The organism is Streptobacillus ratti (assembly GCF_001891165.1).
Classification (GTDB): domain Bacteria; phylum Fusobacteriota; class Fusobacteriia; order Fusobacteriales; family Leptotrichiaceae; genus Streptobacillus; species Streptobacillus ratti.
In genome coordinates this window covers 1-17211 of the sequence record NZ_LKKW01000031.1, presented here as the reverse complement: position 1 = coordinate 17211, position 17211 = coordinate 1, and the positions used below count along the sequence as shown (strand labels likewise).

Here is a 17211-nt window from a genome sequence, read left to right as displayed (position 1 = left end):
TACTTTTGGAATTTAGGAACTTAAAACCTAAATTTAAAATATTAAAATTAATATAAAATAAGATAGTTACATATTTTTTATTAATATATAAAAGTAATGTAATAATATCTATTTTATATTTTACTTTAATATAAATAAAGGTATAATATATTAAAGATTAATAATAAAAAATAATAAAAAAGGAGAAAAGTTAAATGAAGTTAAAAATATTAAATTCTATTAGAGAATACAAAAAACAAACAATACTTGCACCTGTTTTTATGATATTAGAAGTATTTACAGAAATATTAATACCCTTACAAATGGCTAAAATTATTGATATAGGTATTAAAAATAGCGATATATTATACATACTTAATAAAGGATTCATTTTAATAATACTTGCAATCCTAGCATTAATTTTTGGAATACTAACAGGAAGAATGGCAGCTATTGCAGGTGCTGGTTTTGCAAAAAATTTAAGACAAGATATATTTTATAAAATACAAAATTTTTCATTTAAAAATATTGATAAATTTTCAACATCTAGTTTAGTAACTAGAATGACTAGTGATATATCCAATGTACAAATGGCTTTTATGATGAGTATAAGAATGTTTGTTAGAACTATTATCATACTAATTATGTCATTAATCATGATTTATAGCATTAATCCAAAAATATCAAAAATATTTATAGGTGTAATTCCAATTTTAACATTAGCTTTCTATTTAATAATAAGCAATGCTTATCCATACTTTGTTAAATCTTTCAAAGAATATGATGTATTAAATAGAAAAGTACAAGAAAATGTGAATGCCTCACGTGTTGTTAAAGCATATGTTAGAGAAGATTTTGAAATTGAAAAATTTGAAGATACATCTAATTCTATTTTCAAACTTTTTTCAAAAGCTGAAAGCTTTGCTGGACTTAACTCATTTGCAATGTCATTTACAATTTATACTGTAATAATATTAATACTTCTTATAGGTGGTAGAAGTATAGTATTTGGAAATATGCAAACTGGTGAATTAACTTCAGTAATAATATATTCTATACAAATTCTTATGTCTTTAATGATGATATCATTTGTATTTGTTATGTTATTAATTTCTGAAGCTTCTATAACAAGAATTTCTGAAATACTTAATGAAAATCCAGAAATGACTAATAAATCAGAAACTGTAAAAGAAGTAAAAAATGGAGATATTTCATTTGAAAATGTATCATTTAGTTATTCAGGAGATAATTGTAACTTTACACTTAAAAATATATGTTTTGATATAAAATCAGGGCAAACTATAGGAATTTTAGGTTCTACTGGAAGTGCAAAATCAACACTAGTTCAACTTATACCGAGACTATATGACACTACTAAAGGTGTTGTTAAAGTGGCAGGTATTGATGTTAGAGATTATGATATGGAAATTCTTAGAGATAATGTAGCAACGGTATTACAAAAAAATCAACTATTTTCTGGAACTATAGAAGAAAATATTAAATGGGGTAATCCTGATGCAACTTTAGATGATGTAATAAGAGTTTGTAAACTTGCTCAAGCAGATAAATTTATAAATAATTTTACTGATGGATACCAAACAAAAATAACACAAGGTGGTAATAATGTTTCTGGTGGTCAAAAGCAAAGATTATGTATTGCTAGAGCTTTACTTAAAAACCCTAAAATATTGATACTTGATGATTCTACTAGTGCTGTAGATACTAAAACTGAAAGTGAAATTAAAAAGGCTTTTATAGAAGAGATACCTAATACTACTAAAATTATTATAGCTCAAAGAATTTCTTCTGTAGAAAATGCAGATTTTGTTATAGTTCTTGAAGAAGGAGAAATTAATGGTATAGGTAGCCCAGAAGAACTACTGAAAAATAATAAGATATATCAAGAAATATATAATTCGCAAGTTAAAGGGGGTAAAGAAAATGAGTAAATATGAGAAAAATAAAAAACCTGAAAATGCTAAAAAAACTTTAGTAAGGCTTATTAAATTTATATTTAAATACTATAAATCTGAAATGATAATTGTTCTTATATCTATAGTTATTAGTTCACTTGCGTCAATTTCTGTATCCCTATCTTTAAGATATATAGTTGATGATTATATAACTCCTTTAATAGGAAGTAGTAATCCTAATTTTGCTCCTATGTATAGAGTAATAGCATTTTTAGCAACTATATTTTTAATAGGTTCACTTGCAACTTTAACTTATTATATGTTAATGGTTAAAATAACTCAGGGGACTTTGAAAAAGATAAGAAATATATCTTTTAAACATTTACAAAATTTACCCATTAATTTTTTTGATAAAAATAATACTGGAAATATTATGAGTATATTTACTAATGATACAGAAGCATTAAGAAATATGATAAATGGTTCAATACCCACAATAATTTCATCCCTTATAATTATACTTGGTTCATTTATATCTATGCTAATATTATCTCCACTATTATCAATACTTTCTTTTGCTATGGTAGGATCTTTGGTTTTTATAACTAAAATCATAGGTAAAAACACTGGTAAATGTTTTGGATTACAACAAAAAAATATTGCTGATGTAACAGGATATATAGAAGAAAGTATGAGTGGGCAAAAAGTAATTAAAGTATTTAATCATGAAAAAATATCTAAAAAAGAGTTTGATAACTTAAATGAAGAACTTTATAAAGCTTCATCTCGTGCTAATATATATGCAAACCTTATGGCACCTGTAATAGGTAATTTGGGTAATTTGCAATTTGTTCTAACTGCAATATTAGGAGGTCTGCTTTATGTTAATAATTTAGGTGGTCTTTCTGTTGGAATTTTAGTTTCATATTTACAATTTACTAAAAGTTTTATTCAACCATTCATGCAGATGGCTATGCAATTTAATTCTATATTTATGTCTATTGCTGGTGCTGAAAGAATTTTTAAATTAATGGATGAAACAGAAGAAATTGATAATGGTAAGATAAGACTTGTTAATGCTTGTTATAATGAGAAAAATGAATTAGAAGTTCAAAATGAAAATTGTAGACATTGGGCATGGATTGATGAAAATGGTAATTTAACTGAGTTAAAAGGTGATGTAAGATTTGAAAATATGACTTTTGGATATAACGAAGATAAAGTTATATTAGATAATTTAACACTTTATGCTAAACCTGGTCAAAAAATTGCATTTGTTGGAGAGACTGGAGCAGGTAAAACTACTATTACTAATTTAATTAATAGATTCTATGAAATACAAAAAGGAACTATTACTTATGATGGTATTAATATTAAAGATATTAAAAAAGATGATTTACGTAAATCATTAGGTATAGTATTACAAGATACTAAACTATTTACTGGAACTATAATAGAAAATATTAGATATGGAAAACTTGATGCAACTGATGAAAAAGTTTATGAGGCAGCTAAACTTGCTCATGCAGACTCATTTATACAAATGTTACCTAACGGATATAACACTGTATTAACAACTAATGCAGAAGAATTATCTGTTGGACAAAGACAATTAATAGCAATAGCTAGAGCAGCTATAGCTGATCCACCTGTATTAATACTTGATGAAGCTACATCAAATATTGATACAAGAACAGAAAAAATAGTTCAAAATGGTATGGATAATTTAATGAAAGGTCGTACAGTATTTGTTATTGCTCATAGATTATCTACTATTAGAAATAGTGATGCTATTATTGTTTTAGAAAATGGAAAAATTATAGAACGTGGAAATCATGAAGATTTAATTAAACAACACGGAACATATTACCAACTATATACTGGAAATATTGAATTTGAATAGTAACAAGAATTTAATTATTTTAAGTTCTGTATACCCTCTATTCTGTAATGTAGATAAATAATACAAAAGAGGCGGTACAAAAATGATGTGTACTACCTCTTTTTATTATTTGTTGTTATATTTAAAATCTAATTTTTACTTGTTATATACCATAATTAATTTTTTGTCTAAAGTTGTTAAAGACTCGCAACCATCTTCTGTAACTACTATGTCATCTTCTATTCTAACACCTGCATATCCAGAAACATATATTCCTGGTTCTACAGTTACAGTCATTCCAACTTCTAATTTAGTTTCATCTCTTGAAGAAAGCATAGGAGTTTCATGTACCTCTAAACCATAGCTATGACCTAGTGAATGTCCAAAATATTTTGCATCTTCTCCCATGAATTCTCTTACTGCTAAATCTATTTCTTTACCAGTTTTTCCTGCTTTAACAAGATTTATTCCAAGTTCATTTGACTCTCTTACTTTTTCATAAATTTCAAACATTCTAGGTTCTATATTTTCTCCAAAGTAAATAGTTCTTGTAATATCACTTGCATAACCATCATAGTAACAACCATAATCTATAGTTATAAATTCTTCTTTTTGGATTTTCTTATCACTTGCTACTCCATGTGGCATAGCTGATCTATATCCACTTGCAACTATAGTGTCAAAAGAAGTCCCACTTGCACCTCTTTTTCTTTGATTATATTCTAAAATTGCTGCAACTTCTATTTCTGTCATACCCTCTTTTATTTGAGGTATAGTTTCTAAAAGTGCTTCCTCACTTATCTTTATAGCTTTTCTTATTTTTTCTATTTCTTCTTTAGTTTTAATTCTTCTTGCAATTAATAATTCATTTGAAGCTTTTACTAATTCTGCAAAATCAAATGCAGCATTAATAGTTTCAAATTCAGAATATGAAAGTGCTAAATTATCTATTCCTAGTTTTGTAACACCATCTTCCTTTGCAAGTTCTACAAGTTTGTTATAGTTTCTTGCATTATCTTCTATGAAGATAAACCCATATTTTGCTACTTGATTAGTAGCTTGTTCACTGTATCTAAAATCAGAAATAAAATATTTATTCTTTTTAGTTACTAATGCAATACCTGTAGTTCCAGTAAATCCTGTAAAGTATCTTTTATTATAGTAATCTGTTAAAAGTAAACCATCTATTCCCAATTTTTCAAAAATTGTTTCTAATTTACACATTATTATTCCCTTTCTATTTAGCCAAATATCCTACTACAAACATTAAATTATTAATCATGTGTGAAAGTATAGCAAGTTTTAAAGAACCTGTAATAAAATATATTCCTGTAAAAATAGAACCTAACATAGCATATATTCCAAATTCAAAAATAGTTTTAGGTCCATGTGCTAATGAAAACAGACATACTGACACAATAAACCCAACATATCTATTTTTAAATAAATTATATATTATTCTTCTAAATACTATTTCTTCAAATATAGGAATAATAATCCCTATTCCTAATATTATAGAGATATAATTTTTATGAACTATTATATTTTCTAATTGTTTTTGATTATTAGGATTAACAGAAAAATAGATTCTAATAAATCCTATAACTTTACTTAATATTATTGTAGCGATAATTACTGATATAGCTTTCGTTAATGTTAATTTATCTTCTTCAAAAATTTTTATTTTAAATTTTTTAAAAATGAAATAAATTACAAAAATTGAAATTATACTAGATATAAATGTAATATTGTATTGGCTAATCTCTCTATTCTTTATTGCAGCTACAACACCCTCAATAAATCCTACTACAATCTCTGTTGCTAATATTCCTAATAAAACTGAAATAAAAAGAACTATCTTATATTTTACACTAAAATCTTTTATCATTACATCACTTTATTTCTCTAATCCCTGCAAGTAATGAAGTTAAATTTTGTAATTCACTAGGTATAAATATCTTTGTAGCCTCTCCTTGTGATACTTTTTCTAAACTTTCAAGTGATCTTAATGCAAGTATTTCTTTGCTTGGTGCTGATGAATTTAATATTCTTATACCATCTGCTTCAGCTTCTTTTAATGCAATTATAGCTTTTGCTCTACCCTCAGCCTCTTTAATGCTTACTTCTTTTTTAGCCTCTGCTCTTAATATTGCAGCAGTTTTTTCTCCCTCTGCCACTAGAATTGCACTTTCTTTTTGTGCTTGTGCCTCAAGAATTTTTGCTCTTTTTTCACGTTCTGCTTTCATTTCTTTTTCCATAGCTATTCTAATTTCTGTTGGAGGTATTATACTTTTTAATTCAACACGATTAACCTTAATTCCCCATGGATCTGTTGCCTCATCAAGTTCCATTCTCATCTTAGAGTTAATAACATCTCTACTTGTAAGAGTTTGGTCAACTGTCATATCCCCTATAATATTTCTTAAAGTTGTTGCAGTTAAATTTTCTATAGCTGCTATAGGTCTTTCAACTCCATAAGTAAATAATTTAGGATCTGTAATTTGAAAATACACAACTGTATCAATTTGCATAGTTGCATTATCTTTAGTTATCACACCTTGTGGATCAAAATCTACTACTTGTTCTTTTAAAGTAACTTTTTTAGCAACTCTATCTATTAAAGGATTAATAAAACTTAATCCAGACTCTAATGTTTGTGAATATTTACCAAGTCTTTCTATAACATACACATAAGATTCTGGAACTATTCTAATTCCTGAAATTGCTATCATAGCTACTAATAGTAAAATTATACCAAATATCATCATAATCATAATTTATACCTCTTTCTATTTGTTTATTAATATTTTGTTCCCATCAAAACCATTAATTATTGCAATATCCCCTATATTAAATTCTTCATCTGATATAGCAGTCCATTTACTTCCCTTAAATTTAACAACATAATTTCCATTTTCTATATCTATTATACTTACCTTAGTACCCTTAAAATCTGAATGAAATTTTTCTTTTATGAAATATTTATTTAGTATAGGTCTTGTATATATTAAGAAAATTGTAACTAATACAGAAAAAATAAATATTTCTAATGCGGTATTTTTAAAAAATATAGCTATTAAGGTAACTATTAACGATGCAAAAGAAAACCATATCGTTACCAAATTATATGTCGTAATCTCAATTACAGTAAATACTATAAATAAAGATAACCAAAAGTATACATTTTCCATAGATTAATCCTCCTATCTATTTTTAATTTTTATCATATCTTCGTAACTAATAAACTGATATCCTTGTTCTATTAATATTGGAACCATATATTTTATAGCCTCATATGATTCTAAATATAGGTCATGGAATAATACTACATCTCCGTCCTTAACTACAGGTAAAACTCTTGAGATTATTGTTTCTACATTTCTACTTTTCCAATCTTCAGAATCAACATCCCATAATACTATGTTTTTTCTACCTCCTACTACATCTCTAACCTTTTGATTAACTGCACCATAAGGTGGTCTTAAATATTTAACATCTAACCCTATAACCTTAAAAATTTCATCATTACAGCTCTGATATTCTTTCCAAATTCTTTCTGGACTTAACTTGGTTAAATTAGGGTGTGTATATGAATGTCCCATGATTTCATGCCCGTCTAAATATGTTTTTACAACCATATCAGAATTTCTTTTAATCACTTCTCCTAATAGAAAAAAAGATGCTGTTTGGTCATATTCATTAAATACTTCTCTTATTAATTCATGATACTTATTCCTAGGCCCATCATCAAAAGTAAACACTATGTGTTTCTTAGACATGTCTACTTCCCTTTTTTTAGGAATTAATCTCTCTCCGTTATATAACGAGGGAAGTCCTACACCAGATTTAAATATTGCTTTAAACTTTTCTAAATTAAGTACCAATTCTTCATTATCTCCAAAATATATTTCATCATCAGTAATTCTATATTTTTTAATGTTTACTCCCTCAAAACTAATACTTGAATCTATAGTCTTTGCAATTTTCCTATAATGATACCTTAATATATCACTTGATTCTGTAACTATTTTTTCTTTAATTTCTTCTTTTTTCTCTTCTTTTTCAACCTTTTTTTCTTCCTGTTTTTCCTTTTCTACAGGCATTTCTTCTTTTTCAACTTTTTCTTCAACAGATTTTTCAACACTTGTATTTTCCGATATATTTTCATTAGCTTTATCATTAATACAACTTAATAAACCAAAAGTTAGTATAAGTGCGATTAATCCTTTGATACTCCTTTTCATCATTTACTCCTATCAATCAATTCCTCTATATATTTCTTAGATATATTTTTAAACCAATATGTTTTATCTTCTATTTCTAATAAGATATTTTTAATTCCACTATAATCAATATCTATATCTATGCTTTTACAAAAATGTAATATTATTTCTATAACATCAATAATATTTCCAACACTATATGTTTCTGTTAATACATCATTATTATGTGCTGCCATATTTCTAACATCTTTAATAATTTCTAACTTACTTAAAAATTCATCATATTCTAAATATATATCTAAATACATATTTTCAAATATTTTAGGATATGCAACATTAAGCATTTCTTTTACTTCTCCTAGAGTTAATGTTTCCATTATTACCCATATAGGTAAAACTTTCTTTTTGTATTTTTCTACATAAAGACTTACTACCTTTTTATCAAAATATTCCATATTTACTATTTTATCATTCTTTTTAAGTATTTTCTGATGTATTCTTTTAACACTTTCAAGATCTGCTTCTCTATTTATCCATTTAGAAAAATCTAAATAAGTATAAGCACCTTTTTTACCAAGTATTTTTACAAGTTTTGTTTTAAGATATATTTCAATATATTCAATTAATGATAATATCTCTAATCTTAATTTTTTATCAAGATAGAAATTATCAACGAAATTTTCAAAATATGTATTATCAAAATATCTTCCAGTTTTATCTCTATAAATATATGAAAATTCTTTTAATTTAAAATATCCTAAACTAGATAAAATTTCTTTTGCTTTTTCCTTATCTTTAAACTTAACATTCTTTTTTTCTAAATGATTTATTAATTCATCTATATCTAAAAGCATTTCCTGTTTTTCCATTATTTTTTAAATCCCTGTTGTTTCATAAATTCTGTTAAAAATTCATTATTTACTCCATCTAAATATGATTTAACTACATCTAAATGTGCTGGTAAATTAACATTAATGCTTTCCCAATATTTATTTAATTCCTCGTTATAATCTACTACACCCTCTATAGCTTTTTCTTTATCATATTCTTCAAAAAATACTACATTTTCAAATTTAGTTCTAGGTTTAAGTGGACTATTTTTAACAAATTCTTCTGGAACTCCTAAAGTTACTCCATAAATAGGGAAAGTATGTTTAGGTAATTTCAATAATTTTGCTATTTCTAAAGGAGCAACACTAAATACACCCCCTATAATAGTTGAACCATAGCCTAATGAATTTCCTAATATATCTATAGTCCCTGCAGCTATTCCAGCATCTCCAAACATATCAGCGATTATAGAAGTTGAGAATATATTTTCTTCCACTTCTTCTCCTTTAGATTTTAAAGAACCTATTAATTTACTATAATCACCAACTATGATAATAAATGTATCTGCTGTAGCAACCTGTTTTTGTTTTCCACAATACTCGGCAAGTTTTTCTATTTTTTCCTTATCTTGTACAACAACAAAAGATAACTTTTGTAAATTTCTTGAATTTGGCATTCTAAGTAATGTTCTTAATATTAATTCTAAATCTTTTTTATCTACTTTCTCTCCAGTAAAGTTTCTTACTGATTTTCTTCTCTCAAATAATTTAATTATTTCATTCATTTTAAACACCTCTATCTAAATTTTCCTTTATTTAATAAATTCTTACAAATTGGATTTCTATCTTCCATATACCTTATTCTATCAACATCATAATAAAGCATATCTAAATCAAAACTATCATCTTCATATATTTTAAATACTAATTTTGAACCTATAGGATATTTTTCAAATTCATTACCTAGACCCTCAGTATTAATATCAAGTGCTGATAATATTGTTGCAATATTTGAATCATGACCAACTATTACTGACAAATCAACATCATTTTTTGCATGTTTTAACATCAACTTATAGGCATTACTTGAAGAATGATTTATATATTCCTTGTCTGCAAATAAAAGGTCAAGTAATGAATCTTTTACCTTAGACATTTCTTTAAGTTCTTCTCTAAAATTATTACTTTTAAATATTTCATCGTGTTTAAATCCCTCATAATATTTTAAAATATACATATCTACTATATCTGTTCCATATTTAAAAGCTCCGTCTGAATATATTATTCCTCTATCATCTATAGTTATTTTTGATTTAAGATTATATATACTATCTTTTTCTAGTCCTAAACTTTCTTCTATTAAATTATATGAACCCCTTATTTTTCTATCAGATTTTTCTATTTTTTCCATATTAATAATGTCTGGAGTTAATAAAATATTATAATTTAAATCAAGTTTTTTCATATCTTTAAACATATATTCTGTTTCTATATTTTCAAAAGGAAACATAGATAATGCTAATAATTTTGAAGTTAAAACAGTTCTTTTCATAGAATTGGTATGAAATTCTTTAGTTACTATATTAAAATCTAATTTATCTAAGTATTTTTTTAAATACTTTCCAAATTCATATTCTAACATTTCTCCTTTTTTAGTTAATACTCCATCTTCAAAGTCCCATTTAATTTTTTCAGGATTTACAATTTTACTTATTTCCTCTAAATTGAATAAAGGATACCTTATTCCATGTCTACTATATATTAAAACCTTTTTTAATTTCATGCAAAACTCCTTAATTTCTTCTTATATATATTATATACTAATTCATACACTAAAATCAATAAAAATAGATTCCCCTAATCAAAAAGAAAGGAACTTCAAGAAAATCATCTTAAAGTCCCATTCTATCTATTTTTATCAATTTATCCATTCTTTCTGGTATGGTTTCATTAACTAGAGTATATTTTGAAATATCCTCTATTTCTTCTAACCATACTATTTTACCTTTTAATCTAGTTTTTTTCATATCAATTATTCTTTGATTACGAGAACCTCTAAACTTCAATTTTAAATCAAGCAATGATATTTCAAATCTACCATCTACTAAAACATCAATTAGTTCTAATATTTTACCTAGGTTTGGAAAATATGGTAACATTTCCGATATTATATACTCATAAGTAAATCCTGAATATAGCCAAATATTTTTATCTGGAAATTTTTCTTTTACTTTTTTTAAAATAAAATATACACCATCTTGATTTTTAGGTTCTAATGGCTCTCCACCTAAAAATGTTAATCCTTTAATGTATTCCTTATCTAAATATGTATATATATCATTAAGTGTACTTTCATCAAAATCTTCACCTTTTTCAAAAGACCATATTTCTTTGTTAAAACAACCCTTGCATGCGTGTCTACAACCAGATACAAAAATACTTACCCTTATTCCAATACCATTAGAAATATCTGTTGGTCTTATTTTTGCTATTCTCATATATGTAACACTCTTTTACTTATTTCTTTAGTTTTCCCCTCATTCCAAAAATTTTCTCCTAAATATCCACAAGTTCTTCTTATTACATTCATCTTTGTTTTATCCTTATTATTACATTGTGGACATTCCCAAGTATTTTCACTATTTACTATCATTTCTTCATCAAAACCACAAACATGACAATAATCTGTTTTAGTATTAAATTCTGCATACTGTATATTATCATAAATATATTTAACCATTTCTTCTAAGGCTTCTACATTTTTAGTCATATTAGGTATTTCAACATAAGATATTGCTCCACCACTAGATATTTTTTGAAAATCTGATTCAAAATTAAATTTATCAAATACAGAAATATCTTCTCTTACATCTACATGATATGAATTAGTATAATAACCTTTATCGGTAATATCTTTAATTTCTCCGAATTTTTCTTTATCTATTCTTGCAAATCTATAACATAAACTTTCAGCAGGTGTTCCATAAAGACCAAATCCTATTCCTGTTTCTTGTTTCCATTTTATAGTCGCATCTTCTAATTTTTTCATTAATTTTAAAGCAAATTTTTTACCCTCTGCAGTAGTATGTGATTTACCTGTAATATATTTTGTAGTTTCATATACTCCTATATATCCAAGAGATATAGTTGAATATCCATTCATTAAATACTCATCTATTTTTTCTCCCTTTTTAAGTCTTGCAATAGCTCCATATTGCCAATGTATAGGTGAGATATCTGATAGTGTTCCCTTTAGTTTATTATGTCTTAACATTAATGCCTCATAACATAAGTTTAATCTATCTTCTAATAATTCAAAATATTTTTCTTCTGTTTCAGCGATTAAAGCTATTTGTACTAAATTTAAACTTACAACTCCTTGATTAAATCTTCCCTCAAACTTATATTCTCCATTCTTATCCCTATAAGGTGAAAGAAAAGATCTACAACCCATAGGAGAAAATACATTACCCTCATAATTTTTTTTCATTATCTTAGCACTAATATAGTCAGGATACATTCTCTTAGATGTACATTCTACAGCTAATTTAGTTAAATAATCATATTTTCCACCTTTAAATGTATTATTCTCATCTAAAACATACACTAATTTTGGAAATGCTGATGTAACATAAACACCTTGGTCATTTTTTATTCCCTGTATTCTTTGATTAAATATTTCTTCTATAATATCCGCAACTTCTTCTTTATACTCATCATCATCTCTTACATAAAGAAACAGAGTTACAAACGGAGATTGACCATTAGTTGTCATCAATGTATTAATTTGATACTGTATAGTTTGAACACCACTTTTTAATTCATCTTTAACTCTATCTTCTACTAATGAATTTAAAGTTTTTTCATCTAAATTACTATACTTTTCCCTATATTTATTCATGTACTTATTTCTACTTACACGTAAATATTTACCTAAATGTCTAATATCTATACTTTGACCACCATATTGACCACTTGCGACAGCAGCAATAATTTGAGTAAGCACTGTACAAGCAACTTGGAAGCTTTTAGGTGATTCTACAAGCTTTGAATTCATAACTGTACCATTATCTAACATATCTTTAATATTTACTAAGCAACAATTAAAAATATTTTGAATAAAATAATCGGCATCGTGAAAATGTAAAACTCCCTCATCATGAGCTTTACTAATATGTTCTGGAAGTATTATACGTCTTGTTAAATCTTTACTAACCTCACCTGCAATTAAATCTCTTTGAGTTGATGCAACCGATGAATTTTTATTTGAATTTTCTTCTCCAACCTCTTTATTAGAATTTTGTATTAATGATAATATAGACTCATCTGTTGTATTAGCCTTTCTAACCAATGACCTTGTATATCTATAGACAATATAGTTTTTAGCTAGTTTATATAACCCCTCAGATACTAAAGATTTTTCTATGAAATCTTGTATTTCTTCAACAGTTGATATTTTTTTATTCTCTATATGTTGTATTATTTCCTCTATTTTTTTATCACATATTCTTTCTTCTAACATTACAGTTTCATTAGCTTTATTTATAGCATCTCTAATTTTATTTGAATTGTATTTTTCTTCTCTACCATCTCTCTTTAGTATATTCATAGTCTTCCCTCTCCATTCCTAACAAAACACAATATATTGTGAAAATTATTATCAAAATTACTCCATATATAGTATTTGTAATAAGTATAGCATAATAATTATAAAAAGAAAAGGTAGAAATTTAAAAACAGTAAACCAATTTTTGATTTACTGTTCTAAGATATTAATAAATTTAATTGTATTACCTAAATTCCAAAATTAAATGTCAAAACAAGATTTAAAATACACTCATAAACTTACTAACCTATTACAATTTTAATTAACTATTTGCATATTCTTCAAATTTTTTGAATAATTCTTCTTCTACTTCTTTTCTTTTTTTCTTTCCATATTTATCAAATATGTTGTCATGGTGCATAAATTCTTGCAATAAATCATCGTAAACTGGGTCTATATCATATAAATGTAATTGTGCTGCAAAAAAACTTTCTATATAGCTCATTGCTGATTCAGTTTCTAAACTTAATACTCTTTTAAATTCTGGTATTCTATCTTTTACATATTGTTTAAGTTCTTCTTTAGTTAATTTTCTATCTTCTTCCATTTTTCCTACCTATAATTTTCTAATTAAATTTTTTATAAAATATATCTCCACATATCTTTAAACTTAAAATTGCCCTCTTTCGAGGACAATTTTTTTAATATCTATTGCTTACTATATCCCAGTTTACTATATTAAACCACTCTTTTAGATAATCAGCTCTTCTATTTTGATAATTTAAATAATAAGCATGTTCCCAAACATCATTACATAAAAGTACTTTTTTACCATCAGAAACTGGACAGTCTTGATTGCTTGTAGAAAATACTTCTAAATTACCATCTTTATCACTAACTAACCATACCCAACCTGAACCAAATTGAGTTAATCCCTTAGAATTAAATAAATTTTTAAATTCTTCAAAAGAACCAAAAGTCTTATCTATTGCTTCTTTTAATTTTCCTACTGGCTCTTTTGATCCACCTGGTATCATTGTTTCCCAGAATATATCATGGTTATATGTTCCACCAGCATTATTTTTAATTCCGTTTTTCTTTGCTTCAGGCATTTTATCTAGTGATGTTAATACTTCTTCTATAGTTGCGTTTTCAAATCCTGTTCCCTCTAAAAGGTTATTTAAATTTGTAACATATGCGTTATGATGTTTATCATGATGAAAGTGCATAGTTTCTTTATCTATTACTGGTTCTAACGCATCATAAGCATAAGGTAAATCCTTAAGTTTAAAACTCATTTCAATTCCTCCTGTCTAATATCTTAGTTCAATTAAAGTATACCACATAGATTAAGACTATACAATTTTTTTATTACATATTAGTAACTATGTCTATTTTGTAATCGATTTTATTATTTATCATTACAATTTTATTCCATAATATGAAATAGGATGCTTAATTGCACCCTATTTTAAGTTTTCTAATATTTGTTTTTCTACTTCTACTGCTCCATCAACTTTTTTAGAGATTGCTTCTCTAACATTTTTTAAAGCATCTTCTTTTTTATTTAAATTTGCATATATTACTGCAAGAACTAAATGTCCCTCAGGATTTTTATCCTCTGTTAAAGTTTTCTTAGCATATTTTTCTGCTAATTCAAACATTTTATCTGATAAAAATAATTTAGATAATGTATCATTTAAATGCTTATTTTGATTTTCATCTAATATAGCTCTAAATTCTTTCATAGTACTTTCTACTAATTCTTTCTTATTTAATACTTCTGCTAAAGATATTAATTCAAAAAATACACTTTTATCTTTAGTTATGTTTTTTATAACTATTAATTTTTTTAAAGCTTTATCATATTCTTTGTTTTCTATAGCTAATAAATAAGCAAAGTTTTCTATATCAGCATCTAATTCTTTTGATAATTTACTTGCTAAATCTGAATATTTCACTGCACTTTTAACATCTTTTTGTTCAAATTTACTTATAGCTGTATAGTAGTTTGCTAAAGCTTTCAATTCATTATTTTTACTTGTAAAGTATGGTTTAATAATTTTGTCAGCATTTGAAAATTGACTTTGACCTAATAATTCTTTAATTAAATTAACATCAAAAGATGCTTTAACTTTTTCATCTTTAGATATTTTCTTTACATATTCTTTATATAACTTATCAAATTTAACATTATCTTTTTTAACAGATAATTCTTTTAACATTTCAATTTGTAAAGATAAATCTTTTGGATCTAAAGCTATTAATTCAGATAATAGTTTCATTTTTTTATCGTAATTTTCTTCTATAGAATAAAGTAAAGTTTTAGCCATTTTTATTCCATCTGCACTAACTACTTTATCAGCTAAAATTTCATTTATATATTTTCTAGCCTCATCATTCTTTTTTTGTATAATCTTTATTTTTGCTAAATCAAATTTAGAACTTATTGTGTAATGGTCTGTTTTTGCTTTAACAATTTCTAATAAATCTTTTTCTAATTGCTCAACGTTTTTAGTTGTTTCATATTTTTCATAAGCTTTTTCAAAATCTTCTTTAGTTCCTGCAAAATTTACTGTAGTAATAAGTAAAGTTGCAAGTATTAATAATTTCTTTTTCATATCATTCTCCTCTAATCTTTATTAACACCTTAATTATACTACATTAATGTGTGTATGTAAATGTTTCTAATAATTATCTAAGTTATTCATATACTAAAAGTACAAAAATATTCATATAATATGTAAATATTTATACTAATATTTATATGCCAAAATAAATACAAGATAAAATCCATAATAAAAAGAATGTTATATAAGGGTATAATAAACAACATTTATACAAAGTTTAATGTTTGTATATTTTTTCTTTTAATGATATAATCATTTATATTTATTTTAGGAGATTAAAAATGATTAATTTAAGTTGTAATGCTATTATTCCTGACTGTCCACTTAAACCAGTTGAGGAAATAGAAGAAAGTATTAGAACAATATTTAGAAAAGATATATATATTAAATTTTTAGGTGCAATACTTGAATATAGTTTAATAGAAGATGGAGATAAAATAGCTATAGCCGTTTCTGGTGGAAAAGATTCTTTATTATTAGTAAAACTATTTCAAGAACTAAAAAAAGATAAAAGATTTAATTTTGAATTTAAAGCTATAAGTCTAAACCCAGGATTTAGAGAAGATGATTTAGAACATTTTAAATTTAATTTAAAAGAGTTAAATATTGATTGTGATATAATAGACACAAATATATGGAAAGTTGCTAATGAAATGGCAAATGAATATCCATGCTTTTTATGTGCAAAAATGAGAAGAGGTATACTTTATAAAAATATTGAAAAAATGGGATATAATAAGTTAGCACTTGGTCATCATTTTGATGATGTTATAGAAACTACATTAATCAACCTTTTTTATGGTGGTACTTTAAAAACTATGTTACCTAAAATGCCATCAACATCAGGAAATTTAACTCTAATAAGACCTATGGTAAATGTACATGAAGAAGATATTATTAAATTTACTAAGAAAAATGGTATTAGAGCCATGAATTGTGGTTGTGTTATTGAGGCTGGAAAAACATCTAGTAAAAGAAAAGAAATTAAGGATATGTTAGAAACTTTAGAATCTAATAATCCAGGATTAAAACAAAAAGTATTTAAATCTATGGAAAATATTCATTTAGATTATGTCTATGGTTATAAGACAAAAAATGAAAAATTTCATATAAAGGATAATAAGTAATAGAAAAGAGTGGAGAGTGTGGTATTTATGATTATACACACTCTCCTTTTTTACTTTACTAAATCAAACTTAATAGCAAAT

Annotated in this window: 16 protein-coding genes; 3 read left to right on the top strand and 13 right to left on the bottom strand. The window is 25.4% G+C overall.

Annotation, left to right across the window (positions count from 1 at the left end; genetic code table 11):
* The first annotated feature begins 194 nt into the window (after positions 1 to 194).
* Both BT993_RS05710 and BT993_RS05705 read left to right on the top strand, forming a co-directional pair.
* Positions 195 to 1928 carry an ABC transporter ATP-binding protein gene (locus tag BT993_RS05710; RefSeq protein WP_072593623.1) on the top strand — a complete coding sequence of 578 codons (1734 nt, stop codon included), beginning with the start codon at positions 195 to 197 and terminating at the stop codon, positions 1926 to 1928.
* A complete protein-coding gene (locus tag BT993_RS05705; RefSeq protein ID WP_072593622.1) occupies positions 1921 to 3795 on the top strand; it encodes an ABC transporter ATP-binding protein in 1875 nt (624 codons plus the stop codon). The genes BT993_RS05710 and BT993_RS05705 overlap by 8 nt, the downstream gene beginning before the upstream one ends.
* A gap of 135 nt (positions 3796 to 3930) precedes the next feature.
* Here the strand turns inward: BT993_RS05705 and BT993_RS05700 are convergent, their stop codons facing one another.
* The 13 genes from BT993_RS05700 to BT993_RS05640 all read right to left on the bottom strand — a co-directional run bounded on the left by BT993_RS05700 (position 3931) and on the right by BT993_RS05640 (position 15994).
* Complete coding sequence (locus tag BT993_RS05700) at positions 3931 to 4998, bottom strand: M24 family metallopeptidase (protein ID WP_072593621.1); 1068 nt, start codon at positions 4996 to 4998, stop codon at positions 3931 to 3933.
* Between the two features lie 13 nt (positions 4999 to 5011).
* Positions 5012 to 5662, bottom strand: coding sequence for a CPBP family intramembrane glutamic endopeptidase (locus tag BT993_RS05695; RefSeq protein WP_072593620.1), 651 nt, complete (start codon positions 5660 to 5662; stop codon positions 5012 to 5014).
* Positions 5663 to 5666: 4 nt separating this feature from the next.
* Complete coding sequence (locus BT993_RS05690; RefSeq protein ID WP_415669339.1) at positions 5667 to 6551, bottom strand: SPFH domain-containing protein; 885 nt, start codon at positions 6549 to 6551, stop codon at positions 5667 to 5669.
* A gap of 12 nt (positions 6552 to 6563) precedes the next feature.
* Positions 6564 to 6965, bottom strand: a complete 402-nt coding sequence (locus tag BT993_RS05685) for an NfeD family protein (RefSeq protein ID WP_072593619.1) — start codon at positions 6963 to 6965, stop codon at positions 6564 to 6566.
* A gap of 12 nt (positions 6966 to 6977) precedes the next feature.
* Positions 6978 to 8018, bottom strand: coding sequence for a polysaccharide deacetylase family protein (locus tag BT993_RS05680; RefSeq protein WP_072593618.1), 1041 nt, complete (start codon positions 8016 to 8018; stop codon positions 6978 to 6980).
* A complete protein-coding gene (locus BT993_RS05675) occupies positions 8018 to 8866 on the bottom strand; it encodes an Abi family protein (protein WP_072593617.1) in 849 nt (282 codons plus the stop codon). Before BT993_RS05675 ends, BT993_RS05680 begins: the two co-directional genes overlap by 1 nt.
* Positions 8866 to 9612, bottom strand: a complete 747-nt coding sequence (locus tag BT993_RS05670; RefSeq protein ID WP_072593616.1) for a nitroreductase family protein — start codon at positions 9610 to 9612, stop codon at positions 8866 to 8868. The genes BT993_RS05675 and BT993_RS05670 overlap by 1 nt, the downstream gene beginning before the upstream one ends.
* Positions 9613 to 9623: 11 nt before the next feature.
* Positions 9624 to 10610 carry a histidine phosphatase family protein gene (locus BT993_RS05665; RefSeq protein ID WP_072593615.1) on the bottom strand — a complete coding sequence of 329 codons (987 nt, stop codon included), beginning with the start codon at positions 10608 to 10610 and terminating at the stop codon, positions 9624 to 9626.
* Positions 10611 to 10719: 109 nt separating this feature from the next.
* A complete protein-coding gene (gene nrdG / locus BT993_RS05660) occupies positions 10720 to 11325 on the bottom strand; it encodes an anaerobic ribonucleoside-triphosphate reductase activating protein (RefSeq protein ID WP_072593614.1) in 606 nt (201 codons plus the stop codon).
* On the bottom strand, positions 11322 to 13436 hold the full coding sequence (gene nrdD / locus BT993_RS05655) for an anaerobic ribonucleoside-triphosphate reductase (protein WP_072593613.1): 2115 nt from the start codon (positions 13434 to 13436) through the stop codon (positions 11322 to 11324). Before nrdD ends, nrdG begins: the two co-directional genes overlap by 4 nt.
* A 259-nt stretch (positions 13437 to 13695) precedes the next feature.
* On the bottom strand, positions 13696 to 13980 hold the full coding sequence (locus BT993_RS05650; RefSeq protein ID WP_072593612.1) for a hypothetical protein: 285 nt from the start codon (positions 13978 to 13980) through the stop codon (positions 13696 to 13698).
* 94 nt (positions 13981 to 14074) lie between these two features.
* Complete coding sequence (locus BT993_RS05645; protein WP_072593611.1) at positions 14075 to 14671, bottom strand: superoxide dismutase; 597 nt, start codon at positions 14669 to 14671, stop codon at positions 14075 to 14077.
* A gap of 168 nt (positions 14672 to 14839) precedes the next feature.
* On the bottom strand, positions 14840 to 15994 hold the full coding sequence (locus BT993_RS05640) for a tetratricopeptide repeat protein (RefSeq protein ID WP_072593610.1): 1155 nt from the start codon (positions 15992 to 15994) through the stop codon (positions 14840 to 14842).
* A gap of 290 nt (positions 15995 to 16284) precedes the next feature.
* Between BT993_RS05640 and BT993_RS05635 the strand changes: the two genes are divergently transcribed.
* Positions 16285 to 17130, top strand: a complete 846-nt coding sequence (locus BT993_RS05635) for a tRNA lysidine(34) synthetase (protein WP_072593609.1) — start codon at positions 16285 to 16287, stop codon at positions 17128 to 17130.
* The last annotated feature ends 81 nt before the right edge of the window (positions 17131 to 17211 follow it).